Genomic DNA, 22,004 nt, shown 5'->3' on the forward strand with positions numbered 1-22,004 from the left:
GAGAGAGTTATCTGTCGTGATTGTTCACTACGCGCTTTATGCCTTCTTTCAGGGTCTCGCACCCGAAATTTATCAGTAGCCCGACTGGTAGGTTCATGAGGCGCAAATAAGTCAGTAACTGCTTCGAATGAACGGGTTGCATCCGCTCAACTGATTTCAATTCGACGACCAAACTCTGGTCGACCAGCAAGTCCACTTTAAATGCTGCCGGAAATTCAAGGTCTTCAAAGGAAAAGCCCAAGGGCTTTTCAGTTTCAACGGCGTAACCAAGGCGCGTCAGCTTTTTCGCCAATATGGCTTGGTAGACCGATTCAAGCAAACCCGGCCCAATTTCACGATGGATGGCCATGGCTACACCGATAACATCGCTGCTAATTTCATCGATCGGTTTCATGCAAACCGTCTCTGCGCTCTCTGCGCCTCTGCGTGAACTAAAAACTCACTCCCCATCCAACCCATAAGCGGTATGGAGAACACGCACCGCCAGTTCGGTCTCATCCTCATCAATCAGCACCGAAACCTTGATCTCCGACGTCGAGATCGCCTGAATGTTGATCTTGCGGTCGGCGAGTGCAGTGAACATTGTCGAGGCGACACCTGCATGGCTCTTCATGCCGACGCCGACGACTGAAATCTTGGCAACCTTGGTGTCGGGGATCAGGCGGTTATAGCCGATGGCTTCGCGCTGGTTCTGCAGCACGTCGGTGGCGCGGGCAAGGTCGGCCTGTGGCACGGTGAAGGTCACGTCGGTCTCGCCTTTATCGCGGCCGACATTCTGGATGATCATGTCGACATTGATGTTTGATTCCGCCAGCGGCGCGAAGATGTGGCTCACTGCGCCGGGGCGGTCTGGCACGCGGGTCAGGGTGATCTTCGCTTCATTCTTGTCGGCGGCGATGCCGGTGATCAGCTGGCGTTCCACTTGGGCATTCTCCAGTTCTTCGTCGGTCACGATCATCGTGCCGGGGATGGTATCTGCGCTGGGGGCGTTTTCGTCGATGAAGGAGCTGAGCACCTGAACGCGCACGCCTTCCTTCATGGCAAGCCCGACCGAGCGGGTCTGCAACACCTTTGAGCCGACCGAGGCCAGCTCTAGCATTTCCTCGTAGGTGACTGCCTTCAGCTTGCGCGCCCGGCTTACGATGCGCGGGTCGGTGGTGTAAACACCGTCGACGTCGGTATAGATGTCGCAGCGGTCGGCCTTGATTGCGGCGGCAACCGCGACCGCCGACGTATCCGAGCCGCCACGGCCTAGCGTGGTTATGCGGTTGTCGTCGGTCAGCCCCTGGAAACCGGGGATAACGGCAATAGTACCTTCGGCCATTGAAGCGAGCAGGGCTTCGCTGTCGATAGTGCCGATGCGCGCCTTGGCATGGGCATCGTCGGTGTGGATCGGCAATTGCCAACCAAGCCAGCTGCGCGCCTTACAGCCCAGGGCCTGCAGGGTGATCGCGAGAAGACCTGACGTAACCTGTTCGCCCGATGCGACGACCACGTCATATTCGGCCGGATCGTAAAGGGGGTTGGCTTCGCGGCAAAAGCCGACAAGCCGGTCGGTTTCGCCCGACATGGCAGAGACGACCACGGCGACTTCGTCACCCTTTTCGGCTTGGCGCTTCACAATCTGCGCCACGCGGCGAATCCGCTCGGTCCCCGCCATCGAGGTGCCGCCAAATTTCATGACTATCCGGGCCATAGGAACCTTGCGTGAAAGGGCTATATTACAAACAGCGGCGCTGATAGGGACAGGATATGACAAAGGCAAGCCAAGCTGCGAACAGAAAAACTACCATAGACCCAAATGAAGCCGCGCATTTCGGCGCGCTGGCGGCGGACTGGTGGGACCCGAAAGGTTCGAGCGCGATGCTGCACAAGCTCAATCCGGTGCGGCTGGGCTTCATCCGTCGGCAGATCGACCTGCATTTCGGCAGCGACGAAACTGCGATGAAGCCGCTAGCTGGGAGGGCTGCGCTTGATGCCGGCTGTGGGGCGGGGTTGCTGTGTGAGCCGTTGGCGCGTCTCGGTGCATCGGTTACAGGGGTTGATGCAGCTGCGGAGAATATCGCGGCAGCAAAGGCGCATGCGGCGCAATCGGGTTTATCGATAGATTATCGCGCGGGTGAGCTGTCAGCGCAGCGGTTGGGCCAATTCGATGTTGTGACATCGATGGAGGTGATCGAGCATGTCACCGATCCGGCAACTTTTGTGGGCGAACTGGCTGCGCGATTGAAGCCCGACGGGCTGATGATCCTTTCAACGCCGAACCGGACGGCTGCCTCCAAGCTGTTCCTGATCGAAGCCGCCGAGCGGTTGGGGCAGGTGCCGCGTGGGACACATGACTGGGACAAGTTCCTGACGCCCGAAGAAGTAACGGCGTTGCTGGCCGATGCGGGGCTAGAGGTTATTGCGATGGAGGGCATTGCCTTTTCACCGCTGTCCGGCTTGCACCTTAGTTCCAACAAGGCGCTCAACTATATTTTGGCGGCGCGTCAATCGGGTAGCGTATAATCCATCGTGTAGAAATGCTTGCCGTCGTGGATGTCGATATCGAGATTTCCGGCGATGCCTTTCAACTCATCGGTGCCTGAATCGGGCACGATAATCACCGATAAGACCTGTCCACTGGCAGACATGGTCCCGCGATGCGCCAGAATGAAACTGCCCTTTCTTCCCTTTAGTGCGCCGGTGACGGTTTCGAGCGCAACATAAACGCGCGCGCCATTGGCTTCATTGCCGCCCGCCATCATCTGGCCAACACTGGTCGCCTCCAGATCGCCGTGAAACTGCTTGTCGATGGACATGCGCATCAAGCCCTCGTCGGCCGCCGAAACGGGTTTCAGAGTGACTTCAAAATCACCAGCCGCATGAAACATAAAAGGCTCCTTGATCGATTCCGCTGGGGCAGCTGTACCCAGCATTAAGCCAACGGCGGCGAACAGCGCTTTCATTCATACCCCTGATCAGCATAGCTGTCGTCGGCCAGGTCACTGAACCGCGTGATCTTGGCCTCAAACTTCATCCGGACCTTGCCGGTCGAACCATGGCGCTGTTTGGCGACGATCAGTTCAGCGGTGCCGAAGACACGTTCCATTTCCTGCCGCCACTTTTCATATTCCTCGGTAGCCTTCACATCGCCGTCGCTGCCATGCTTGGGTTCGCGCGCGGCGACATAATAATCCTCGCGGAAGACGAACCAGACCATGTCGGCGTCCTGCTCGATCGATCCCGATTCACGCAGATCCGACAGTTGTGGTCGCTTGTCTTCGCGCTGCTCGACAGCACGACTGAGCTGAGAAAGCGCGATTACCGGCACTTGCAATTCCTTCGCCAGCGTCTTCAGTCCACGCGAGATTTCGGAGATTTCGTTGACGCGGTTGTCGCTGCTGCGCGATGAACCCTGCAACAGCTGCAGATAGTCGACAACAATCAGGCCGATGCCGTGCTTGCGTTGCAAACGTCGCGCGCGCGTGCGCATCGCAGCGATAGTGAGCGCCGGTGTGTCGTCGATATACAGTGGCAGCTCCTGCAGCTCCCGGCTGGCGCGAGAGAGTTCGCGGAAATCGTCGCGGCTGATCTTGCCCATGCGCAACGCTTCGGAACTGATCCCCGATTGCTCGGCCAAGATACGTGTCGCGAGCTGGTCCGCAGACATTTCGAGGCTGAAAAAGGCGGTCTTGGCACCGACGCTCTTCTCCTCAGGGATGCCATCCTCGCGATCGCGGATCCAGCGCTGCGCCGCATTGAAAGCGATGTTGGTCGCAAGCGAGGTCTTGCCCATGCCGGGGCGTCCAGCGAGAATGATAAGGTCCGAATTATGCAGGCCGCCGCACTTTGAATTGATGCTGTCGAGGCCGGTCGTCACACCCGACAGGTGGCCGCCGCTGTTCAACGCCTTTTCGACATTCTTGATCGCCTCGGTCGACGCCGCGAGGAAGCTCTTCATGCTTCCGGTGTCGCCCTCCCCCTCGGCAACCTTGTAGAGCTGCGCCTCGGCCTGCTCGATCTGCGCCTTAGGGTCGACGATGTCGCTGGTATCAAGCGCACCTTCCACCAGCCCGCGCCCGACGCTGACAAGCTCGCGCAAAAGCGCCAGATCGTAAATCTGTTGCGCGAAATCGCGGGCACCGATCAGGCCCGAACCATCGGCGGTGAGTTTGACCAGATAGCCGGGGCCACCCAGCTCTTTCATCGCCTCGTCGCTTTCAAACAGCGGTTTCAGCGTCACAGGCGTGACAAGCATATTGCGGTCGATCAAACGTAAAATCTGGTCGAAAATCCGCCCGTGCAGCGGTTCAAAGAAATGTTCGGGGCGCAGCTTGATACTGACATCTTCCAATATGCGGTTGTCGATCAGCAGCGCGCCCAGGAACGCGGCCTCTGCCTCGACATTGCGCGGCAAACGCTGTTCCTCTCCATCATTGGAGGCTGCTAGTCGGATTGGTTCGGCCATGGGGATGCTATCGCGCAGGGGCGTTGCATCCGCAATAGCCCAACCGAAATAGAGTCGTTGAAACAATTGTGGACAACCACGTCGCCCCTTGCCCGAAAACGCGCATCGGTTAGAGGAAACAAATGTCCGACCCGCGCATCATCTCCGTCGAGCTCGATGAAGCGACCATCTTGCGTCGCAACGCTGATATCGAGCAGGAACGGCGCGTTGCAATTTTCGATTTGATCGAAGAGAATCATTTCAAGCCGTTGCGTGACATGGGTGATGGCTATGCTGGGCCTTACCGGCTGAAGCTGAGCGTTACCGAAGGTCGATTGATCTGGGATATAGCGCGCGAAGATGGCACGCCGCACGAAACGCTGATCCTCGGCCTCGGCCGATTCCAGCGACCGGTGCGTGAATATTTTGCGATTTGCGATAGCTATTATCAAGCAATCCGCAAGGCGACCGCATCCGAGATCGAGACCATCGACATGGCGCGTCGCGGGGTGCACAATGGTGCCGCAGAGCTGCTGATGGAACGGCTTGAGGGAAAGATTGAGGTCGATTTTCCGACCGCCCGGCGATTGTTTACATTGATTTGCGTCCTGCACATCAAGCAATAGGCCAAAAGTTGTAATTCGGGGATCGGGATGGCCAGCGGGAAATTCAGGCTTTGGCGCAATGGTGCAATCGTGCTCGCCTTGTTGCTCGGCGCGTTGGTGTTGTGGCGGATGATTGTCGGCTGGGCTCCTTCTCGCGACGAGTATCCGGTGCAGGGCATCGTCGCCGACGCCTCGCATGGCGTGCTCGACTGGCCGATGCTTGCCGCGACCGGGGTCGATTTTGCCTATATTGTTGCGACCGACGGTTCCAAGGATCGCGACCCCCGCTTTGCTGCCAATATGGCCGGTGCACGCGAGGCAGGCGTGCGCTTCGGCCCGCTGCACCGCTATGATCTGTGCCGGTTGGCCAGTGATCAGGCGACGTTGTTTATCACCACAGTTCCGCGCAGCGACGTCGCCTTGCCAACGGCAGTCGAATTCGGCTTTACCAAGAGCTGTTCCAGCAAACCCGACCGCGCGCTGGTTCTTTCCGAAGTCGCAACCTTCCTGTCACAGATTGAGGCGCATCTGGGCAAGTCTGCGGTGCTGATGCTGTCGCCGGATTTTGAGGAGCATTACAAGCTCAGCTCCGCCATTGACCGCAATGTCTGGCTGGAAAAAACATGGCTTTTGCCCGACTATGCTGCCAAGCCGTGGGTGATGTGGACGGCCAATCCAAAGCGTGAGATCGAGGGTGTGGACGAGCCGGTGAAATGGGTGGTGGTGCGACCATGAGCGATAGCAAGTCAAAATTGGTGGCAGCAGCTATTGAAGCAGCCCGTAATGCCTATGCGCCTTATTCAAATTTCCATGTTGGCGCTGCATTGCTGCTCGATACGGGTGACATAGTAACCGGCGCTAATTTCGAAAATGCGAGCTATGGCATGACCTTATGTGCGGAGACTGTCGCCATAGCCAAGGCTAACAGCGACGGGCAGATGCGGCGGATTGTGGCGATTGCAGTCGCCGGTGGCCCACGAGCGGCGGATGGTAGTGCGCAGATTGGCGCTGACGCGATCACACCCTGTGGCCGCTGTCGTCAGGTGATCAAGGAAGTCGCGGACGAGGTCGCCATCGACCTGCCGGTATATTGTGCGCATGCGGGCGGCCACGACACCCATTTGCTGTCGGAATTGCTGCCTTTTGGTTTCGGCCCCGCAAGCCTGAAATAACAACTCAGCGCATCGGTCCAGGGGCATCGCCGCCTTGCGTGTCCTGAACCAGTTCCCAGCAGGCGTCGGTTGGATAGAAAAGCAGATAGCCCGGCTTTCCATAGGCGCCGGTGCGGTCGTCGCCTTCGCCACCTTCATCCGGACTGCCGTTTTTATAGCCCATGCGGACCCAATCGACACGCGCTCGGCGATCCCCCGCAACGTTGATTTCGAGCTCGACATATTCATAGGGCGGCGGCACGCCAGTTGCATTTTTGCGGACTGACTCGGCTGTTACCCAGCTATAATCGAGCATACCCAAAGGGAAATCGCGATAGGCTGACCCCGCTATGGGTTCCGAAACGCCGTCGCGCACTTGGTAGATCTGGCTGGCGCTATATTTTGCGCGTACCTTGTCGGAACGCAGAAAAGCTTCGAAAAAGCCTTTGAAGTCATAGGTGTTACATGCCGTCTCGGCCTGCTTTTCCCAGTTCAAAATTTCATCATTCTGTGCCGTTGCCGGAGAGGTCAGGGCCAGGACTGGCAGAAGCATAAGATATTTGCGCACGGTAGTGGATATCCTGTCAAAGCGGATTTTCAGGATTGCCGAACAACCTGACCACTGTCGAGCGTCGCGATAGCACTAGTGCCTCTTGCGCTCCCCCGCCAAACCGGCAAAAGCGGTTGGAATCATGAGGGAGTGAAAATGGCAATTCTTTCAGACAAGTGGATCAGGCAACAGGCGCTCGAAAACGGTATGATCGAGCCGTTTGTCGAGGCGCAGCGCCGCGACGGCTGCATCAGCTATGGCCTCTCTTCTTATGGCTATGATGCCCGCGTCGCGCCCGAATTCAAGATTTTCACCAATGTCGATTCGAGCGTCGTTGATCCCAAAGAGTTTGACCCAAAGAGCTTTGTCGACCGCGAAACCGACGTATGCATCATCCCGCCCAACAGTTTCGCCCTTGCCCGCACCGTCGAGTATTTCCGCGTGCCGCGCGATGTGCTCGTCATCTGTTTGGGTAAGAGCACTTACGCCCGTTGCGGCATCATCGTGAACGTCACCCCGCTCGAGCCGGGCTGGGAAGGGCATGTGACGCTGGAATTTTCAAACACCACCCCGCTGCCCGCGAAAATCTATGCCAATGAAGGCGCGTGCCAATTCCTGTTCCTGCAGGGCAATGAGCCGTGCGAGACCAGCTATGCTGACCGTGCAGGCAAATATATGGGGCAGAAGGGTGTGACTTTACCGCGGCTCTGAATCTGCTGACCTGCGTTTCACTTCCCGCCTTGCTCAATTTAATCGAACGATTAAACATGAGTTAAATGCTCACGCAGGAGAGGCCCAGATGACATCCCCCCTTTTCGACCAATGGCGCGCCCGTTCGCCTTATTATGACGAAAGCCATGAGGCGGTGTGCGATACCGTCCGCCGTTTCGTCGAGCGCGAAATCCTGCCCAACGTCGATGCGTGGGAAGCGGCTGGGGAGTTACCGCGCGAACTGCACAAGAAAGCTGCCGAGGCCGGCATATTGGGCCTCGGCTATCCGGCAGAATTTGGTGGCACGGGCAGCAACGGCTTCGATATTTTCCACTCGCTGGTGCAGAGTGAGGAAATGTGCCGCCCCGGTGCGGGCGGCATTCCTGCGTCGCTGATGACGCATGGTATTGGCCTTCCGCCGATCCTCGCCATGGGCAGCGACGAGATGAAGCAGCGCATTGCGCCCGCCGTGCTTGCCGGTGAGAAGATCATTGCGCTGGGCATCACCGAACCGTCGGGTGGATCAGATGTCGCGAACCTCAAGACCAAGGCCGAACGCAAGGGCGCGAGTTACATCGTCAACGGTAGCAAGACCTATATCACCAGCGGGATGCGCGCCGATTATGTGACGACCGCCGTGCGCACCGGTGGACCGGGCATGGGCGGCGTTTCGCTGCTCCTGATCGAGACCGATCGACCGGGTTTCAGCCGAACGGAGCTCGCCAAGATGGGCTGGCATGCATCCGACACCGCAACGCTGCATTTTGACAATGTCGAGGTCCCCGCCGAAAACCTGATCGGCCCCGAAAATGGCGGTTTCATGGGCATCATGCGCAATTTTAACGGCGAACGGCTGGGCATGGCGCAGCAGGCGGCGGCTTATGCACGTGTCTGCTTTGAAGATGCGCTCGACTGGGCGCAACAGCGCGAGGTGTTCGGCAAACCATTGATCCGCAATCAGGCGATCCGACACAAGCTGGCTGACATGCTGCGCCAGATCAACACGACGCAAGCGTGGATAGACCAATGCGCGTGGAGCGTGCGCGAGGGCAAGGCGTTCCCCGGAGATTTTGCGCTGCTGAAAGTGCAGGCGACCCGCACGATGGAGTTCTGCGCACGCGAGGCTTGCCAGATCCTCGGCGGTGCCAGCTTCATGCGCGGCTGTCGCGTCGAACGCATCTATCGCGAAGTACGCGTAATGGCGATCGGCGGCGGGTCGGAAGAGATCATGTTCGATCTGGCGAGCAGGCAGTATAATTTCTGAAACTGCGGCACAGAGAAAACACTGTTTTGACTCCAGCCTTCCTTGCGCGCATCACTTTCTTCAAAGCAGAATCAGGAGAGAGTTATGCCCAAGGAAGCACGCGAATTTGACGTCATCGTTTATGGTGCGACTGGCTATACCGGCCGGCTGGTCGCCGAATATCTAAAGGACAAGTCTGGCCTGAAATGGGCAATGGCTGGGCGGAGCCTGACCAAGCTTCAAGAGGTAAGAGACCTGATTGGGGCAGCGCAGGATACACCTTTGGTGGTCGCCGATGCTGACGATCCGGCCTCGCTTGAGGCGATGGCGAAGCGCACCAAGGTCGTGTTGACGACCGTCGGGCCCTATCAGCTTTATGGTGAACCACTGGTGAAGGCCTGTGTCGAGGCCGGAACCGACTATACCGACCTGTGCGGTGAGCCGGTGTGGATGCGCCAGATGATCGACAAATATCACGACGCAGCCAAGGCCAGCGGCGCGCGGATCACTTTTTCGGCAGGCTTCGATTCGATTCCCTTCGATCTGGGCGTACTCATGCTGCAAAAACATGCGACCGAGAAATTCGGTGCACCGGCCCCGCGCGTCAAAGGCCGTGTCCGCGCGATGCAGGGCGGTTTTTCGGGCGGTACGGCTGCCAGCCTGAAAGAAACACTGAAGACGCTTGCCAAACACCCCACGCTGACGCCCTATATGCTCAGCCCGTTCGGCCTGACGCCGGGCTTTGAAGGGCCAAGCCAGCCGACGGGCATGATTCCCGAATATGATGACAGCCTTGGCAGCTGGGCCGCGCCGTTCATCATGGCGGCGATCAACACAAAGAATGTCCACCGGACCAACTTCCTGCTCGGCCACCCCTGGGGCACCGATGTGCGCTATGATGAAATGGTGCTGACCAGCCCCGGCGAAATGGGCAAACAAGCGGCAGAAGCGCTTGCTACTGCGCTCAAGGCCCCATTTGGTGGCGGCGGAGGACCCCAGCCCGGCGAAGGGCCAACCAAGGAAGAGCGCGAGAATGGCTTTTACGATGTGTTGTTCGTCGGCGAATATCCGGATGGCAAGCGCGCGCTCTATTCGGTGAAGGGTGACAAGGACCCGGGCTATGGCTCGACCTCGAAGATGATCGCCGAGACCGCGCTTGGCCTCGCCGAAAATGACGGCGAGGGCGGGGTGACCACGCCTGGTGCAGCGCTTGGCGAAAAGCTCGTTGCGCGGTTGCAAGCGCACGCCGGGCTGACCTTTACGGTGGAGGGCTGAGTTATCTCCCCTCCCGCTTGCGGGAGGGAGCGGGGGAGGGCCTGTAAGGACTACGCTCGCTTCGCTCACCCCTCCCCTAACCCCTCCCGCAGGCGGGAGGGGACAAAGCACTTCCGCTCGCCCCATCTCCTCCCTATATGGCGCGCACCATGCTGGGTCGCCTGTTCAAGAAAGCCGCACCGTCCCGTCCGCTCGATACCGCGCGGTTGCCGGATGGCATTCGCGTATACGCAATAGGCGATATCCACGGTCGCAACGATCTGTTGCAGGCGTTGCTGGCAAAGATTGACGCCGATGATCAGGTGCGAGGTGCAGCGGATACGCAGATTGTCCTGCTCGGCGATCTGGTTGACCGTGGGCCCGATAGTGCAGGGGTGATAGAAACCGCGATGGCGCTTAGGGTGCACGGCCGTAAAGTGCGTTACCTGATGGGCAATCATGAAGAGGTCTTCCTCAAGGCCTGTCGCGAGCGCGACACCAAGACGCTGCGTTTCTTCCTTAAAATCGGTGGTGACGCGACGTTGCAAAGCTACCCCATCACCCGTGCCGAATATATCGAGCTGGATATCGAGCAACTGGCGGAGCGGCTCGCCACGCTCGTGCCAGAGGAGCACCTCGCTTTCCTCGAAAGCTTTGAGGATATGATCGTGCTCGGCGATTATGCCTTCGTCCATGCCGGCATCCGACCCGGCGTGCCGCTATCCGAGCAACGCAGGAGCGACCTGCGCTGGATCCGTGACGAATTTGTCGGCCAGCGCGGTGACCTCGAAAAGGTCATTATCTATGGCCACACCATCTATGACGATATCGACGAACGCGGTTCGCGGATCGGGATTGATACCGGGGCTTATGCGAGTGGCAAACTGACCGCGATCGGCTTGGAAGGTTCCGAGCGCTGGTATCTGCAAACCTAGGTCTGGAACACAAGAGCCCTGATCCTGTCGAAGGGCGGTTTCAAGTTTTGGCTGTCGTTCTTGGCGTAAAGCGTGCTTCGACAGGCTCAGCACTACGGTGATTTTTTCCGATCTCGTACCACACGAAAAAGGGCGGCGCCTTTCGACACCGCCCCCTCTCAAACTACTGCCAGGGTAATATCTTTATTGGTCAGGCAACCAGCGGCTGCTCCATGTCGTCGAGATCGCGCAGCACGTAGCCGCGGCCCCAGACGGTCTCGATATAATTTTCGCCACCGCAGGCCAGCGCCAGTTTCTTGCGCAGTTTGCAGATGAAAACGTCGATGATTTTGAGTTCGGGTTCGTCCATGCCGCCATAGAGGTGGTTCAGGAACATTTCCTTAGTCAGCGTTGTGCCCTTGCGCAGCGAAAGCAGCTCGAGCATCGCATATTCCTTGCCGGTCAGATGGACGCGGCTGCCGTCGACTTCGACGGTCTTGGCATCGAGGTTCACGGCCAACTTGCCGGTGCGGATGACCGACTGGCTGTGGCCTTTTGAACGGCGGACAACCGCATGGATGCGGGCGACCAGTTCTTCGCGATGGAACGGCTTGGTGACATAATCATCGGCACCAAAGCCGAAGGAGCGCACCTTGCTGTCCATTTCCGAAATGCCGGAAAGAATGAGCACCGGCGTCTGCACCTTGGCGACGCGCAGTTTCTTCAGGACGTCATAGCCATGCATGTCGGGCAGGTTGAGGTCGAGAAGGATGATGTCGTAATCATAGAGTTTACCAAGATCGAGGCCTTCCTCGCCCAGATCGGTCGAATAGACATTAAACCCTTCGGTCGCGAGCATCATCTCGATGGCTTTCGCGGTGGTCGGTTCGTCTTCAATCAGCAACACGCGCATGCGGCTGGCCCCTCTTTGCTTTTGCAACCCCCGATGCCTGTGCTGCCCGAAGCGGCGACGCAGCCATCGATCGTTATTAACCATAAGGGAAATGAACTGAAAAGGTTAATTTCGTCTTAACGCGCAGGAATCCGCGAGTCGCGAGGAGTCGGATCGGGCAAAAGTGACTCAAATCCTAGGGTTTTGGAGTCTCGGTGGGGGTTAAAAAAATTTCAGCCGGGCGCATCAATACACCCGAAAATTATGTCCAATTGCCATTTGCCAAGCGGAAATTGCATTGCTAGCCTTAACTTTCAGGGTTTTAACATGCCGCAACTGCACAGCGGGGCGGCACGAGCTGGAGGGCTATGACATGAAATTGCACAAGGTGGCATTATATCTGACGGCTGCGAGTCTTGCGGCGCCGGTGGTGGCGCAGGATGCGAGCATTGCGACCGATACTAAAGCTGCGGATTCTTCGGAGCAGGCGATCGTAGTTACCGGATCGCGCATCAAGCGGGATCCGAATGACAGCGCTCTGCCGTTGACCGTTATTTCGAATGAAGAGTTGGCCCGTGAAGGCATATCCAGCCCGGAGCAGCTAATCTCCTATCTGAGCACCAATGGATCGGGGCCCGACAATTTGGCCTCTAACTCGGATGTCGTGACCGGTGCACAGCGTGGCACCAACGGCCTGTCAGCGGCAAACCTGCGTGGACAGGGTTCTGGATCAACGCTGGTATTGTTGAACGGGCGGCGCGTGGCGGCCCACGGCTTGTCCGGTGCGGCAGTTGACGTGAACCAGATTCCATTTGCCGCAATCGAACGGGTTGAGGTTCTGAAGGATGGGGCATCGGCTATCTACGGAACCGACGCAATCGGCGGGGTGATGAACTTCATCACCAAGACCGATTATCAGGGCATTGGCCTGTCCGGATTGGTGGATATTACTTCGCGCGCCGACAGTGCAATCTATCGCATTGGCGGGATTGCCGGTTATGGCGACCTGGACAATGACGGCTTCAATATCATGGCAGCGGCCAGCTATCGCTGGAATACCGGTCTTCGTGGCCGTGATCGTGCCTTTGTAAATGGCCAACAACCTGATCGCGGGCTTTCGATCGATACACGCGGCGTACCTTTTGCAACTGTGTTCCCGATCAACCCGACATCCAGCGGCGCCAATTATGCACCGACGGGCACGCTTTTGGGTGCGACAACGACAACCAATTCGACCTATCTGCCGACGCTGGTTTTTCCAGGAACGACCACCCGCGCGGATGGCGGTGTGAACCTGCTGGACATGCCGGGTGGTGCGGGCTGCGAAACCATGGATGGTGGCCTTCCCTACGATGATGCGCTTTGGAACAATACCGGAGCCCGTTGGGCTTGCGCTTGGGATACCGGAAGGGCTGCAATGCTACAGCAGCCCATCGAAACATTCACATATTTCGGTCGCGGTGTTGCGCGCTTCATGGACGATCACGAAATTTCGCTTGAAGTAACAGGTTCAAGTGCAACGTCCGCCAAGCGCTTTTCAAACGCCCAGGTTTCGTCCAATAACACGACGACCCAGGCTTTTTATCCGCTCAATGCCTTGACTGCCAGTACGTACAATTATGTTTACAACACGCTTTTGGCTCAGTTTCCGGCGATTGCCGCAAACTATGGCAAGCCGATCGGGTTCCGCTGGCGGTGTATCGAATGCGGCCCCCGTGAATATAAGACCGACTCAGAAACGTTCCGTGCAGCTTTGGGTATTGAAGGCCCGATTTCCGACAGTTGGGATTATCGCGCCGGAGCCTCCTACGCAGAGAGCGAGACATCGTCGGTGTTAGGGACGGGTTATTACTATCGCGATACCGTGAATGGCGTTCCGGGTCTTATCCCGTTGCTGAGCACAGGTGTGCTGAACCCATTCCTGCGTCCTGGCGAAGCCCAAACGCCCGCAGCACTCGCAGCACTTGCCGCTGCATCGGCGGAAGGCGAAACACTTTATGGCGGTCGCTATAAGGTGCTGCAGCTTGACTATTCCGTTTCGGGTTCACTCTTCGAACTTCCGGGTGGAACAGTGCAGGCAGCCCTGGGCATCGACTATCGTCGCGAGACCTATGAATTTAATGGTTCTGCGGCTGCGGCAGCGACGGCACCGGTAATTTTCCTCGCAGCTTTTGACAATGTGAATGCGCTGACGCCCAAGCATAGGGATATTAAGGCAGCCTATGCGGAAATCCTGTTTCCCATTGTCGACACCCTGGAAGTGACGACCGCGGTTCGGCTTGACGACTATTCGGACTTTGGATCGACTGTTAATCCAAAGATTTCAGCCAAATTCCGTCCTGCCGATTGGTTGATGTTCCGTGGTTCATATAATACCGGTTTCCGCGCTCCGGCGTTCAACCAAATCTACAATGGCGCGACCATTTCGCCTTATTCGGGAAGCGACCTTGTTGATCCGGTTCGATGTCCGTCGCTGACGCCATCGTCGACTGCATCTTCGCCCTGCTTCCGGATCCGTCCGGATATCATCACGCGGGGCAATCGCGACTTGCAACCCGAAACGTCCGAACAGATGAGCCTTGGCGTCGTTTTCGAACCGTCGGCCAATTTTAGTGCGTCTGTCGATTGGTGGAAGATCGACATCAACGACAACATTCAGCTGCCGACATTGCTCCAAATCGTGCGTTATTCGGCCGATCTCGGTGATCTCATCATCCGCGACGCAAGCAACAATATCACGTTCCTTGATCAAGCCTGGCAGAATATGGGGGCGCGGCGCACGCAGGGCCTTGAAGTAACCCTTCGCGCTGGTGTGGATGCCTTGGGCGGACGCGTGGCGGCCGGAATGGACGGTACCTATCTCCTGAAGAAAAAGGAAAAGGTGACTGCCAGCGCACCGTATCAAGACCAGATTGGCATTTTCACTTTCACGGGTGACCTCGGCATTCGTTGGAAGCACAATGCCTTCCTGAGCTGGTCAAACGACGAATGGAATGTGTCACTGTCGCAGATATTCCGCCTAGGTTATAAAAATGGTGCGTTGCCCGGTATCGCAAACGGCACGGTCACTCGCCCCGGATACAACAAGCGAGTTAGCGATTATGTGACCTACAATCTGTCGGCAGGTTGGAATGCGACAGAAAAGATGCGTTTGACGCTCGGCATCAAGAATATTTTTGATACCGATCCGCCGTTCGCCATCACTTATGACGGCAATACGGGTGCCGGTGGCAGCTGGGAACCGCGCGTTGCTGATCCCCGTGGCCGTTCGTTCACCATAGCAGCAGAGGTGAATTTCTGACGCCCTCGCGTCGAACGATCATGACGGTGCTGGCGGCGCTGATGGCGTCGCCGGCCCTGCCTGCTTTATCCGGGGCTGCCGCTGCAGCGCCCTCTGTCGGCAAGCGTATCAAACCGCCGCGCATTAAGGCTGGCGATACCATCGGCCTGATCGAACCGGCCTCGGCAAGCGATGATCCGTTTGATCTGGTGCTGGTCGAGGAAGCGATCCGCGCGATGGGGCTGGTGCCCAAGCGCGCGCCGAACCTGCTCAAACGCTATGGCTATCTGGCGGGGCAGGACAAGGAGCGGGCAGCGGACATCAATGCGATGTTCGCCGACAAGGATGTCAAAGCCATATTCGCGGTGCGCGGCGGTTGGGGTGCAGCCCGCGCGCTGCCTTTCGTCGATTGGGATGTGGTGCGCGCCAATCCCAAATTCCTTATCGGCTATAGCGACATCACCGCATTGCACATGGCAATCGCGGCACAGGGCGGGGCGGTGACACTGCATGGACCCAATGCCAGCAGCGCCTGGGGCAAGGCTTCGGTCGAAAGCTTCAGGGGCATTGCCTTTGATGCGGCGACGCCCTTGTTCGAAAACCCGAAAGCAAACGAAGATCGGCTGGTCCAGCGCCGCTGGCGGACGATCAAGATCCGTGGCGGCAAGGCGCAGGGGCAATTGCTCGGCGGCAATCTAACGGTGCTGACCGCGCTTGCGGGCACACCCTATCTGCCCGACTTCACCGGCGCGATCCTGTTCCTTGAGGATATTGACGAGGCCGAATATCGCATCGACCGGATGCTCACCCAATTGGGGCAGGCGGGCGTGCTCAAGGGGTTGGCTGGCGTCGTCTTTGGCCAATGCACCAACTGCCGCAATGCCGAAGGAAGCAGCTTTACGCTGAACTCAATTCTGCGCCAGCATTTCGAATCGCTGGGCATCCCGGCGTTCGAAGGGGCGTGGTTCGGGCATATTTCGGACCAGTTCACTATCCCCCAGGGCGTGCTGGCCGAGATCGACGCCGATGCGGGGACGTTGCGGCTGCTGGAGCCTGCTGTCGCATGATCCGCACCGCGCTGCGGGTGTTGTTGGCGTTATTCTATGCCTTTGCCGGGGTCGCGCATTTGCGAAATCCAGAGGTGTTTCTGGCGATCACGCCCGATTGGGTGCCCTATCCGGCAGAAGTTGTCGCACTGACAGGCGTTGCTGAACTGGCTGGTGCTGCGGGCTTGCTGATCCCGCGAAACTGGATCGGCTGGGCGCGCCCGGCCGCCGGTATCGGCCTCGCACTTTATGCAATCGGCGTCTGGCCGGCCAATTTCAACCACGCCTTCAGCAATATCGCGATGGGTGGGGAGACACAAAGCTGGTGGTATCACGGCCCGCGTCTGGCAGCGCAGCCGTTGATTATCTGGCTGGCTTTGTGGGTTGGTGAGGTGACCGAGTGGCCATTTCGCAAGCGAGGTTGATCAGGCAGCCGATAATTTCTCTGCCAGAAAATCAATCAAAGCCGTGACCCTGCGCGGACGGAACGTGCTGGGCGGAGTGACGATGTGGATAGCGATGGGCGGGGTTTTCCAATCCTGCAATATCGGTTTCAGTCGGCCTGCTTCGATATCCTTTTCGCAGATGAAATCAGGCAGCATCCCGATGCCGAGGCCCGCGCACAATGCAGGCAGCATTGCTTCGCCATTGTTGACCCGCAAAGGCCCGGATAGGCGAACGACCGCCTCGCTACCGTCGGGGCCGGTGAAGCGCCAGCTTTCGGGGCTGGAGGCGAGTGAGTAGCTCAGACAGCGATGCTCGCCCAATTGGGCCGGATGGCGCGGCTCCCGATTTTGCTCAAGATAATCAGGGCTGCCGAGGACATAGCCTGTCACGCCGCGCAACCGCCTCGCCCTGAGGGAACTGTCGGGGAGCGCGCCGATGCGCAGTGCCAGGTCGAAGCGCTCACCGATCAGGTCAACTTTGGCATCGCTAAGATGCATGTCGATGCTAATGCCGCGGTGGCTGCACAGGAATTCGGAAAGCAAGGGTGCGACGCGACTGATGCCATAGCTCATTGGGGCGGCAAGGCGGATCAGACCGACCGGTTCGCTCGCCTCGTCGCGTGCGGCCTCTTCGGCGGCTTCGCCTGCGGCGACGATGGCCTTGGCCTGTTCCAATAAGGATAAACCGCTTTCGCTCAGCACCAGTCGACGTGAGGTGCGGTGGAATAGCGGCGCGCCGACATGTGCCTCTAGCCGGGAGACAGCTTTGGATACAGTCGCCTTGGATAGTCCAAGCAATTCAGCAGCGCGCGAAAAGCCGCCTTCTTCGGCGACGGCGGCGAAAATGCTCCAGGCTTCATAGTCAGGTAAACGCATATATGGAAACAATAGGTTTCCAATGTTTCTATTTCAATCCCAATTCAAAGATTTATCTTGGCGGCAACACAGCAATCAGGAGCATTCCGATGATCGACAGCAAAGCAAAGGTGGAAATCCGGCCCTTCGCCAGCCTCGGTGGTGCCAATCATGGCTGGCTCGATGCCCATCACCATTTCTCGTTCGCCAACTATTATGACCCGGATCGCATGAGCTGGGGCAGTCTTCGTGTCTGGAATGACGATATCATCCAGCCGCAAACCGGCTTTCCACCGCATCCGCATGCCGACATGGAAATCATCACCTACATCCGCACTGGCGCAATCACCCATCAGGACAGCCTCGGTAACAAGGGCCGCACGGCTGCGGGCGATGTGCAGGTGATGAGTGCCGGCACCGGCATTCGCCATGCCGAATATAATCTGGAAGATGAGGCCACGACGCTTTTCCAGATCTGGATCGTGCCGAAGCGGACCGGTGGCGCGCCCAGCTGGGGTACCAAACCCTTCCCCAAAAGTGATCGTTCCGGTGCTTGGCAGGTGCTGGCCAGCGGTTTCGATGAGGATAGCGACGCGCTGCCCATCCGCACCGATGCACGCGTGCTCGGCGCGACTTTGAAAGCAGGCGAGAGCCTGACCTATCAAGTCGGCGATCGGCGTTACGCCTATCTGGTACCGGCTACAGGCGCCGTCGAAATTGACGGTCAACGCGCCAATGCCCGCGACGGCGTGGCCATAACTGCCGGAACCATCACTATCGCCGCTATCGAGGACAGTGAAATCGTCCTTGTCGATGCGGACTGAATTCAGCTTTCAATAAAGGATCAGAAAATGAGCAACATCAATGAACAAGCAATCGGCGCTTCCTGGCAACCCTGGGTCGCAACTACCGGTCGGGTGCTGCTGGCGGCAATCTTTGTCCTCAGCGGCATTGCCAAGCTGGCCGATCCGGCAGGTTCGGCGGGCTATATAGCCTCGGTCGGCCTGCCGGCCCCGCAGTTTGCCTTGTGGGGCGCCATCGCGGTCGAGTTGCTGGGCGGGCTGGCGCTCATCGCTGGATACAAGGCTCGCATCGTCGCAGCGGCGCTGGCGATATTCAGCCTTGCCACGGCAGTGCTGTTTCACGCCCAGCTTAGCGATCAGACGCAGTTCATCATGTTCTTCAAGAATGTCGCGATGGCAGGCGGTTTGATGCAAATCGTCGCATTCGGTGGCGGTCGTCTGAGCCTCGATCGCGGTTAAAAATCCTCCCCCGGAAGCGGGCATGACCCCGCTCGCTTCCACCCGCTCTTCCAAAGCTAAACAAGGAACCATTCGATGACCAAAGTTCTCGTCCTCTATTATTCAAGCTATGGCCATATAGAGACCATGGCCAACGCCATTGCCGAAGGTGCGCGTGAAACCGGCGCGACCGTCGATGTGAAACGCGTTCCCGAAACTGCGCCGCTTGAGGTCGCTCAAGCCGCGCATTTCAAACTCGATCAGGCGGCACCTGTGGCCACCATCGAGGAACTCAAGGATTATGACGCGATCATCGTCGGCACCGGCACGCGCTTTGGCCGGATGTCGAGCCAGATGGCAGCGTTCTGGGATACCGCAGGCGGCGTCTGGGCGCGCGGCGAACTGAATGGCAAGGTCGGAGCGGCCTTCACGTCAAGTGCTACCCAGCATGGCGGGCAGGAAACGACCTTGTTCTCAATCCTCACCAACCTGCTGCATTTCGGCATGACCATTGTCGGCCTCGACTATGGCTTTGCCGGCCAGATGCGCAATGATGAGGTGGTTGGTGGCGCGCCTTATGGTGCAACGACAATTGCCAATGGCGATGGCAGCCGCCAGCCAAGCGAGACCGAATTGGAAGGTGCCCGCTATCTCGGCCGCCGTGTAGCCAATACCGCTGCAAAGCTGTTCGGCTGAATCATGACCAGGCAGCCCGCTTTATTCGTTTCGCACGGTGCACCGACCATCGTGATCGACGACACCCCGGCCCGACACTTTCTCGCCGGGCTGGCGAGTGGGCTGCCTGCGCAACCAGACGCGATTGTGATAATTTCGGCGCACCATGACGAACCGTTGGCGTCGATTACGTCAGCCGCGCGGCCAAGTACGATCCATGACTTTGGCGGTTTCCCCGATGTGCTGTACCGGATGCGCTATTCAGCCCCCGGCTCGCCAAAGCTGGCGCAGCGCATTTCAGAACTGCTGAACGCTGCCGCCATTGCCAATCGTCTCGATCCCGAACGCGGATTCGACCACGGCACATGGACGCCGCTGATACTGGCATGGCCCGATGCCGATATTCCAGTGGTGCAGGTCTCGATCAACTCGCGCGAGACACCGGAATATCACTACCGGCTAGGTCAGGCTCTGGAGCCACTGCGCGACGACAATATCCTTGTCATCGGCTCGGGTGCGATCACGCACAATCTGCATGCCTTCTTCCGTGGCGGTTATGCAGCCGATGCACCTGCGCAACCTTGGGTAATCGACTTCCTAGGCTGGCTAGATAGGCAATTGATTGCTGGTAGCCATGATGCGGTACTCGGCGCGATTGGACAAGCGCCGCACGGCACCGACAATCACCCGACTATGGACCATATCCTGCCATTGTTCGTCGCCTTGGGTGCAGGCGGTGTTGAGAGCAAGGCCACCAAGCTGCACGCCAGCGTCGAATATGGCGTGCTCGCGATGGATGCTTGGCGTTTCGACTAGCGCGGCTGCCAGTCGCTGCCTAAAAGACTGCATGCCGTTTGAACTGCCCGAGGAACTGCTTGAAGAGACCTTCCTGGCATCGACTGGTCCGGGCGGGCAGAACGTCAACAAGGTGGCAACAGCGTGCCAGTTGCGCGTCGATGTGTTTCGGCTGGGCCTTCCGCCATATGCCTATCGCAAACTGAAAACCCTTGCAGGCAGCAAGATGACTTCGTCGGGCGAGTTGATCGTCACCGCGCGCGAACACCGCACAAGAGAGGCCAACCGGGCAGAGGCCCGAGCCCGCATCATCCGCCTAATCGATCAGGCGTTCGTTCGGGAGGCACCGCGGATAAAAACCAAACCAAGCAAGGCAGCAAAGGCCAGACGCGTCGACACCAAAAAGGGGCGGGGAGAAATCAAGAAGGGCCGTGGTAAAGTCCGGCTCGATTGACTATCTGGATCCCATGTACGCATTTGACATCGCAACCGACGTTCCCAAGGCGGAGCTATATGCCGAGCTGTTGAAGGCTGCCGACGCGCTGACCGCTGGCGAGCCTGATGGGATTGCAAATATGGCAAACATCTCAGCGTTGATCTGGCAATTCGTGCCAGACCTCAACTGGGCCGGATTTTACCGCATGGTCGGCGGCGAATTAGTGCTTGGGCCGTTTCAGGGCAAATCAGCCTGCATCCGTATTCCCCTCGACAAGGGCGTATGCGGAGCAGCGGCACGCACCGGAACAACGCAGCTGGTTGAAGATGTCCACGCCTTTCCCGGCCATATCGCCTGCGATGCGGACAGCCGGTCGGAACTGGTTGTGCCGGTGAAGCGGGACGGCGCAGTGATAGCCGTCATTGATCTCGACAGCCCATTGCCAGCGCGGTTCGATACGGATGATGCCGCAGGGTTCGAAGCGCTGGCTAAACTGCTCTCAACGCGCATCTGACTCACTGCTTCATTTTGGAACAAAAGTTCTAGGGCATCCCCAATTTACATTCGCGTCATGGTGCGCACTTCAAAACAATGTTAAGCACTTCTTAACTATTGAAGAATGCGCGCAAAGCGCGTCTTCATGATTAGGGAGCGATTAACCATGAAAGTCCTCTTGATTGCGAGCCTTGCGACCAGCGCGTTGGTGATGACGCCAGCACAGGCAGCCGGCGACTCGGCCAAGAAACATCATGATCATGCCGAATATGGCCCGGCCATGGGTGCCGATCGTGGAATCTACGATCTCGATGGCCCTGGCATGCCGACCTATTCAGATGCCAGCGGCGTGCGCTATGAATATCAGGGCGAATGGACCAAGGGGCAATATGTCGACAAGGATGGCCGGGTTTATGAAGGCCAGTGGAATGGTACCGTGACCCGTCACGGCGAAGAAGCCCCACATCACCGGATGCCGCATCATCCCATGCCCGCGGCGGGTGCGCCTTATGACGTTCCGCATGCTGCGCCCTATCCGATGCCGCCCGCTTATGGTGCGGGCTATGACAATCGCGAATATGAAAAATGCCTGAAGAGCGACGGCGTTGGCGGCGCAGCGATCGGAGCCATCTTGGGTGCGATCGCTGGCAACCGCATCGCGGGCCGCGGCAATCGCACCGAAGGCTCACTCATCGGCGGTGGCCTTGGCGCGCTTGCCGGTCTGGGCGTCGAAAAGTCGATGAAGAAATGCGAAAAATATCTGCCACGCGACGGTGAATATGGACCGGGCTATGGCCATGCTTATGGCGCTTATCCCTATGGCTATTATTACTATGCGGCACCCATAGTCACTTATTCAATGGTGCCCGTCACCACGACCACGGTAACCGAAGAAATCTATTATGAGACTGTCCCCGTAAAACGGAAGGCCGCGCGCAAATGGAAGGCTAAGCCCAAGGCGAAACCACGCTGCGTTTGTCGCTGAG

Annotated in this window: 25 protein-coding genes; 18 read left to right on the forward strand and 7 right to left on the reverse strand. The window is 58.2% G+C overall.

Translation table 11 applies throughout. The features are described from left to right. Positions 1–7: 7 nt before the first annotated feature. Entirely contained in the window at positions 8–394 is a 387-nt protein-coding gene (locus DXH95_RS13230) for a GxxExxY protein (protein ID WP_115549983.1), read from the reverse strand. Positions 395–439: 45 nt separating this feature from the next. Continuing rightward, the gene (locus DXH95_RS13235; RefSeq protein WP_115549984.1) at positions 440–1,696 is read right to left on the reverse strand and encodes an aspartate kinase; all 1,257 of its coding nucleotides are present in this window, start codon (positions 1,694–1,696) and stop codon (positions 440–442) included. Between the two features lie 56 nt (positions 1,697–1,752). On the opposite strand from DXH95_RS13235, the gene ubiG reads away from it, so the two are divergent. Next, entirely contained in the window at positions 1,753–2,508 is a 756-nt protein-coding gene (ubiG, locus tag DXH95_RS13240) for a bifunctional 2-polyprenyl-6-hydroxyphenol methylase/3-demethylubiquinol 3-O-methyltransferase UbiG (RefSeq protein WP_115549985.1), read from the forward strand. Here the strand turns inward: ubiG and DXH95_RS13245 are convergent. Beyond that, a complete protein-coding gene (locus DXH95_RS13245) occupies positions 2,490–2,873 on the reverse strand; it encodes a DUF3224 domain-containing protein (RefSeq protein ID WP_115550190.1) in 384 nt (127 codons plus the stop codon). The genes ubiG and DXH95_RS13245 overlap by 19 nt on opposite strands. Positions 2,874–2,944: 71 nt before the next feature. Beyond that, on the reverse strand, positions 2,945–4,450 hold the full coding sequence (locus DXH95_RS13250; protein ID WP_115549986.1) for a replicative DNA helicase: 1,506 nt from the start codon (positions 4,448–4,450) through the stop codon (positions 2,945–2,947). A gap of 122 nt (positions 4,451–4,572) precedes the next feature. On the opposite strand from DXH95_RS13250, the gene DXH95_RS13255 reads away from it, so the two are divergent. From DXH95_RS13255 to DXH95_RS13265, 3 genes are read left to right on the forward strand one after another with little or no spacing between them, the layout of a single operon-like run. Next, positions 4,573–5,055, forward strand: coding sequence for a UPF0262 family protein (locus DXH95_RS13255; protein WP_115549987.1), 483 nt, complete (start codon positions 4,573–4,575; stop codon positions 5,053–5,055). A 27-nt stretch (positions 5,056–5,082) separates the two neighbouring features. After that, positions 5,083–5,769 carry a GH25 family lysozyme gene (locus DXH95_RS13260; RefSeq protein WP_239016650.1) on the forward strand — a complete coding sequence of 229 codons (687 nt, stop codon included), beginning with the start codon at positions 5,083–5,085 and terminating at the stop codon, positions 5,767–5,769. Further along, positions 5,766–6,206, forward strand: coding sequence for a cytidine deaminase (locus DXH95_RS13265; RefSeq protein WP_115550191.1), 441 nt, complete (start codon positions 5,766–5,768; stop codon positions 6,204–6,206). The genes DXH95_RS13260 and DXH95_RS13265 overlap by 4 nt, the downstream gene beginning before the upstream one ends. A 4-nt stretch (positions 6,207–6,210) precedes the next feature. Here DXH95_RS13265 and DXH95_RS13270 read toward each other — a convergent pair whose 3' ends face one another. After that, entirely contained in the window at positions 6,211–6,738 is a 528-nt protein-coding gene (locus DXH95_RS13270) for a hypothetical protein (RefSeq protein WP_115549988.1), read from the reverse strand. 153 nt (positions 6,739–6,891) lie between these two features. On the opposite strand from DXH95_RS13270, the gene dcd reads away from it, so the two are divergent. From dcd to DXH95_RS13290, 4 genes are all read left to right on the forward strand, one after another. After that, positions 6,892–7,446 carry a dCTP deaminase gene (gene dcd / locus DXH95_RS13275; RefSeq protein ID WP_115549989.1) on the forward strand — a complete coding sequence of 185 codons (555 nt, stop codon included), beginning with the start codon at positions 6,892–6,894 and terminating at the stop codon, positions 7,444–7,446. An 88-nt stretch (positions 7,447–7,534) separates the two neighbouring features. After that, positions 7,535–8,710 carry an acyl-CoA dehydrogenase family protein gene (locus DXH95_RS13280; protein ID WP_115549990.1) on the forward strand — a complete coding sequence of 392 codons (1,176 nt, stop codon included), beginning with the start codon at positions 7,535–7,537 and terminating at the stop codon, positions 8,708–8,710. A gap of 84 nt (positions 8,711–8,794) precedes the next feature. Beyond that, a complete protein-coding gene (locus tag DXH95_RS13285; RefSeq protein WP_115549991.1) occupies positions 8,795–9,964 on the forward strand; it encodes a saccharopine dehydrogenase family protein in 1,170 nt (389 codons plus the stop codon). Between the two features lie 137 nt (positions 9,965–10,101). After that, positions 10,102–10,878, forward strand: coding sequence for a metallophosphoesterase family protein (locus DXH95_RS13290; protein WP_239016651.1), 777 nt, complete (start codon positions 10,102–10,104; stop codon positions 10,876–10,878). A 190-nt stretch (positions 10,879–11,068) separates the two neighbouring features. Here the strand turns inward: DXH95_RS13290 and ctrA are convergent, their stop codons facing one another. Beyond that, positions 11,069–11,770, reverse strand: coding sequence for a response regulator transcription factor CtrA (ctrA, locus tag DXH95_RS13295; protein ID WP_115549992.1), 702 nt, complete (start codon positions 11,768–11,770; stop codon positions 11,069–11,071). Between the two features lie 352 nt (positions 11,771–12,122). On the opposite strand from ctrA, the gene DXH95_RS13300 reads away from it, so the two are divergent. From DXH95_RS13300 to DXH95_RS13310, 3 genes are read left to right on the forward strand one after another with little or no spacing between them, the layout of a single operon-like run. Continuing rightward, entirely contained in the window at positions 12,123–15,050 is a 2,928-nt protein-coding gene (locus DXH95_RS13300) for a TonB-dependent receptor domain-containing protein (protein WP_115549993.1), read from the forward strand. Between the two features lie 41 nt (positions 15,051–15,091). Then, complete coding sequence (locus DXH95_RS13305; RefSeq protein ID WP_115550194.1) at positions 15,092–16,096, forward strand: S66 peptidase family protein; 1,005 nt, start codon at positions 15,092–15,094, stop codon at positions 16,094–16,096. Beyond that, the gene (locus tag DXH95_RS13310) at positions 16,093–16,500 is read left to right on the forward strand and encodes a DoxX family protein (RefSeq protein ID WP_115549994.1); all 408 of its coding nucleotides are present in this window, start codon (positions 16,093–16,095) and stop codon (positions 16,498–16,500) included. The genes DXH95_RS13305 and DXH95_RS13310 overlap by 4 nt, the downstream gene beginning before the upstream one ends. On the opposite strand, the gene DXH95_RS13315 is transcribed toward DXH95_RS13310, so the two are convergent. Further along, positions 16,501–17,397, reverse strand: coding sequence for a LysR family transcriptional regulator (locus tag DXH95_RS13315; RefSeq protein ID WP_115549995.1), 897 nt, complete (start codon positions 17,395–17,397; stop codon positions 16,501–16,503). It lies immediately after the preceding gene. Positions 17,398–17,486: 89 nt separating this feature from the next. Here DXH95_RS13315 and DXH95_RS13320 point away from each other — a divergent pair, with 89 nt between their 5' ends. The 7 genes from DXH95_RS13320 (at position 17,487) to DXH95_RS16255 (ending at position 22,003) form a co-directional block, all read left to right on the forward strand. Beyond that, on the forward strand, positions 17,487–18,200 hold the full coding sequence (locus DXH95_RS13320; RefSeq protein ID WP_239016652.1) for a pirin family protein: 714 nt from the start codon (positions 17,487–17,489) through the stop codon (positions 18,198–18,200). 27 nt (positions 18,201–18,227) lie between these two features. Further along, positions 18,228–18,638 carry a DoxX family protein gene (locus DXH95_RS13325; protein WP_115549997.1) on the forward strand — a complete coding sequence of 137 codons (411 nt, stop codon included), beginning with the start codon at positions 18,228–18,230 and terminating at the stop codon, positions 18,636–18,638. Positions 18,639–18,713: 75 nt separating this feature from the next. Then, positions 18,714–19,313, forward strand: a complete 600-nt coding sequence (gene wrbA, locus DXH95_RS13330) for an NAD(P)H:quinone oxidoreductase (RefSeq protein ID WP_115549998.1) — start codon at positions 18,714–18,716, stop codon at positions 19,311–19,313. Positions 19,314–19,316: 3 nt separating this feature from the next. Then, positions 19,317–20,108 (forward strand): DODA-type extradiol aromatic ring-opening family dioxygenase, encoded by a 792-nt coding sequence (locus DXH95_RS13335; protein ID WP_115549999.1) that lies wholly within the window; start codon positions 19,317–19,319, stop codon positions 20,106–20,108. Positions 20,109–20,139: 31 nt separating this feature from the next. After that, entirely contained in the window at positions 20,140–20,541 is a 402-nt protein-coding gene (gene arfB, locus DXH95_RS13340; protein WP_115550000.1) for an alternative ribosome rescue aminoacyl-tRNA hydrolase ArfB, read from the forward strand. A 13-nt stretch (positions 20,542–20,554) separates the two neighbouring features. Next, positions 20,555–21,037 carry a GAF domain-containing protein gene (locus DXH95_RS13345; protein WP_115550001.1) on the forward strand — a complete coding sequence of 161 codons (483 nt, stop codon included), beginning with the start codon at positions 20,555–20,557 and terminating at the stop codon, positions 21,035–21,037. A gap of 147 nt (positions 21,038–21,184) precedes the next feature. Then, complete coding sequence (locus tag DXH95_RS16255; RefSeq protein ID WP_239016653.1) at positions 21,185–22,003, forward strand: glycine zipper 2TM domain-containing protein; 819 nt, start codon at positions 21,185–21,187, stop codon at positions 22,001–22,003. The last annotated feature ends 1 nt before the right edge of the window (position 22,004 follow it).

It is taken from the genome of Sphingorhabdus pulchriflava (genome assembly GCF_003367235.1).
Classification (GTDB): Bacteria; Pseudomonadota; Alphaproteobacteria; order Sphingomonadales; family Sphingomonadaceae; genus Sphingorhabdus_B; species Sphingorhabdus_B pulchriflava.

Excerpts from the sequence above, each read along its gene's own strand:
- DXH95_RS13230 (WP_115549983.1), bottom strand. The coding sequence starts at position 394 with ATGAAACCGATCGATGAAATTAGCAGCGATGTTATCGGTGTAGCCATG.
- DXH95_RS13235 (WP_115549984.1), bottom strand. The coding sequence starts at position 1,696 with ATGGCCCGGATAGTCATGAAATTTGGCGGCACCTCGATGGCGGGGACC.
- ubiG (WP_115549985.1), top strand. The coding sequence starts at position 1,753 with ATGACAAAGGCAAGCCAAGCTGCGAACAGAAAAACTACCATAGACCCA.
- DXH95_RS13245 (WP_115550190.1), bottom strand. The coding sequence starts at position 2,873 with ATGTTTCATGCGGCTGGTGATTTTGAAGTCACTCTGAAACCCGTTTCG.
- DXH95_RS13250 (WP_115549986.1), bottom strand. The coding sequence starts at position 4,450 with ATGGCCGAACCAATCCGACTAGCAGCCTCCAATGATGGAGAGGAACAG.
- DXH95_RS13255 (WP_115549987.1), top strand. The coding sequence starts at position 4,573 with ATGTCCGACCCGCGCATCATCTCCGTCGAGCTCGATGAAGCGACCATC.
- DXH95_RS13260 (WP_239016650.1), top strand. The coding sequence starts at position 5,083 with ATGGCCAGCGGGAAATTCAGGCTTTGGCGCAATGGTGCAATCGTGCTC.
- DXH95_RS13265 (WP_115550191.1), top strand. The coding sequence starts at position 5,766 with ATGAGCGATAGCAAGTCAAAATTGGTGGCAGCAGCTATTGAAGCAGCC.
- DXH95_RS13270 (WP_115549988.1), bottom strand. The coding sequence starts at position 6,738 with ATGCTTCTGCCAGTCCTGGCCCTGACCTCTCCGGCAACGGCACAGAAT.
- dcd (WP_115549989.1), top strand. The coding sequence starts at position 6,892 with ATGGCAATTCTTTCAGACAAGTGGATCAGGCAACAGGCGCTCGAAAAC.
- DXH95_RS13280 (WP_115549990.1), top strand. The coding sequence starts at position 7,535 with ATGACATCCCCCCTTTTCGACCAATGGCGCGCCCGTTCGCCTTATTAT.
- DXH95_RS13285 (WP_115549991.1), top strand. The coding sequence starts at position 8,795 with ATGCCCAAGGAAGCACGCGAATTTGACGTCATCGTTTATGGTGCGACT.
- DXH95_RS13290 (WP_239016651.1), top strand. The coding sequence starts at position 10,102 with ATGGCGCGCACCATGCTGGGTCGCCTGTTCAAGAAAGCCGCACCGTCC.
- ctrA (WP_115549992.1), bottom strand. The coding sequence starts at position 11,770 with ATGCGCGTGTTGCTGATTGAAGACGAACCGACCACCGCGAAAGCCATC.
- DXH95_RS13300 (WP_115549993.1), top strand. The coding sequence starts at position 12,123 with ATGAAATTGCACAAGGTGGCATTATATCTGACGGCTGCGAGTCTTGCG.
- DXH95_RS13305 (WP_115550194.1), top strand. The coding sequence starts at position 15,092 with ATGGCGTCGCCGGCCCTGCCTGCTTTATCCGGGGCTGCCGCTGCAGCG.
- DXH95_RS13310 (WP_115549994.1), top strand. The coding sequence starts at position 16,093 with ATGATCCGCACCGCGCTGCGGGTGTTGTTGGCGTTATTCTATGCCTTT.
- DXH95_RS13315 (WP_115549995.1), bottom strand. The coding sequence starts at position 17,397 with ATGCGTTTACCTGACTATGAAGCCTGGAGCATTTTCGCCGCCGTCGCC.
- DXH95_RS13320 (WP_239016652.1), top strand. The coding sequence starts at position 17,487 with ATGATCGACAGCAAAGCAAAGGTGGAAATCCGGCCCTTCGCCAGCCTC.
- DXH95_RS13325 (WP_115549997.1), top strand. The coding sequence starts at position 18,228 with ATGAGCAACATCAATGAACAAGCAATCGGCGCTTCCTGGCAACCCTGG.
- wrbA (WP_115549998.1), top strand. The coding sequence starts at position 18,714 with ATGACCAAAGTTCTCGTCCTCTATTATTCAAGCTATGGCCATATAGAG.
- DXH95_RS13335 (WP_115549999.1), top strand. The coding sequence starts at position 19,317 with ATGACCAGGCAGCCCGCTTTATTCGTTTCGCACGGTGCACCGACCATC.
- arfB (WP_115550000.1), top strand. The coding sequence starts at position 20,140 with ATGCCGTTTGAACTGCCCGAGGAACTGCTTGAAGAGACCTTCCTGGCA.
- DXH95_RS13345 (WP_115550001.1), top strand. The coding sequence starts at position 20,555 with ATGTACGCATTTGACATCGCAACCGACGTTCCCAAGGCGGAGCTATAT.
- DXH95_RS16255 (WP_239016653.1), top strand. The coding sequence starts at position 21,185 with ATGAAAGTCCTCTTGATTGCGAGCCTTGCGACCAGCGCGTTGGTGATG.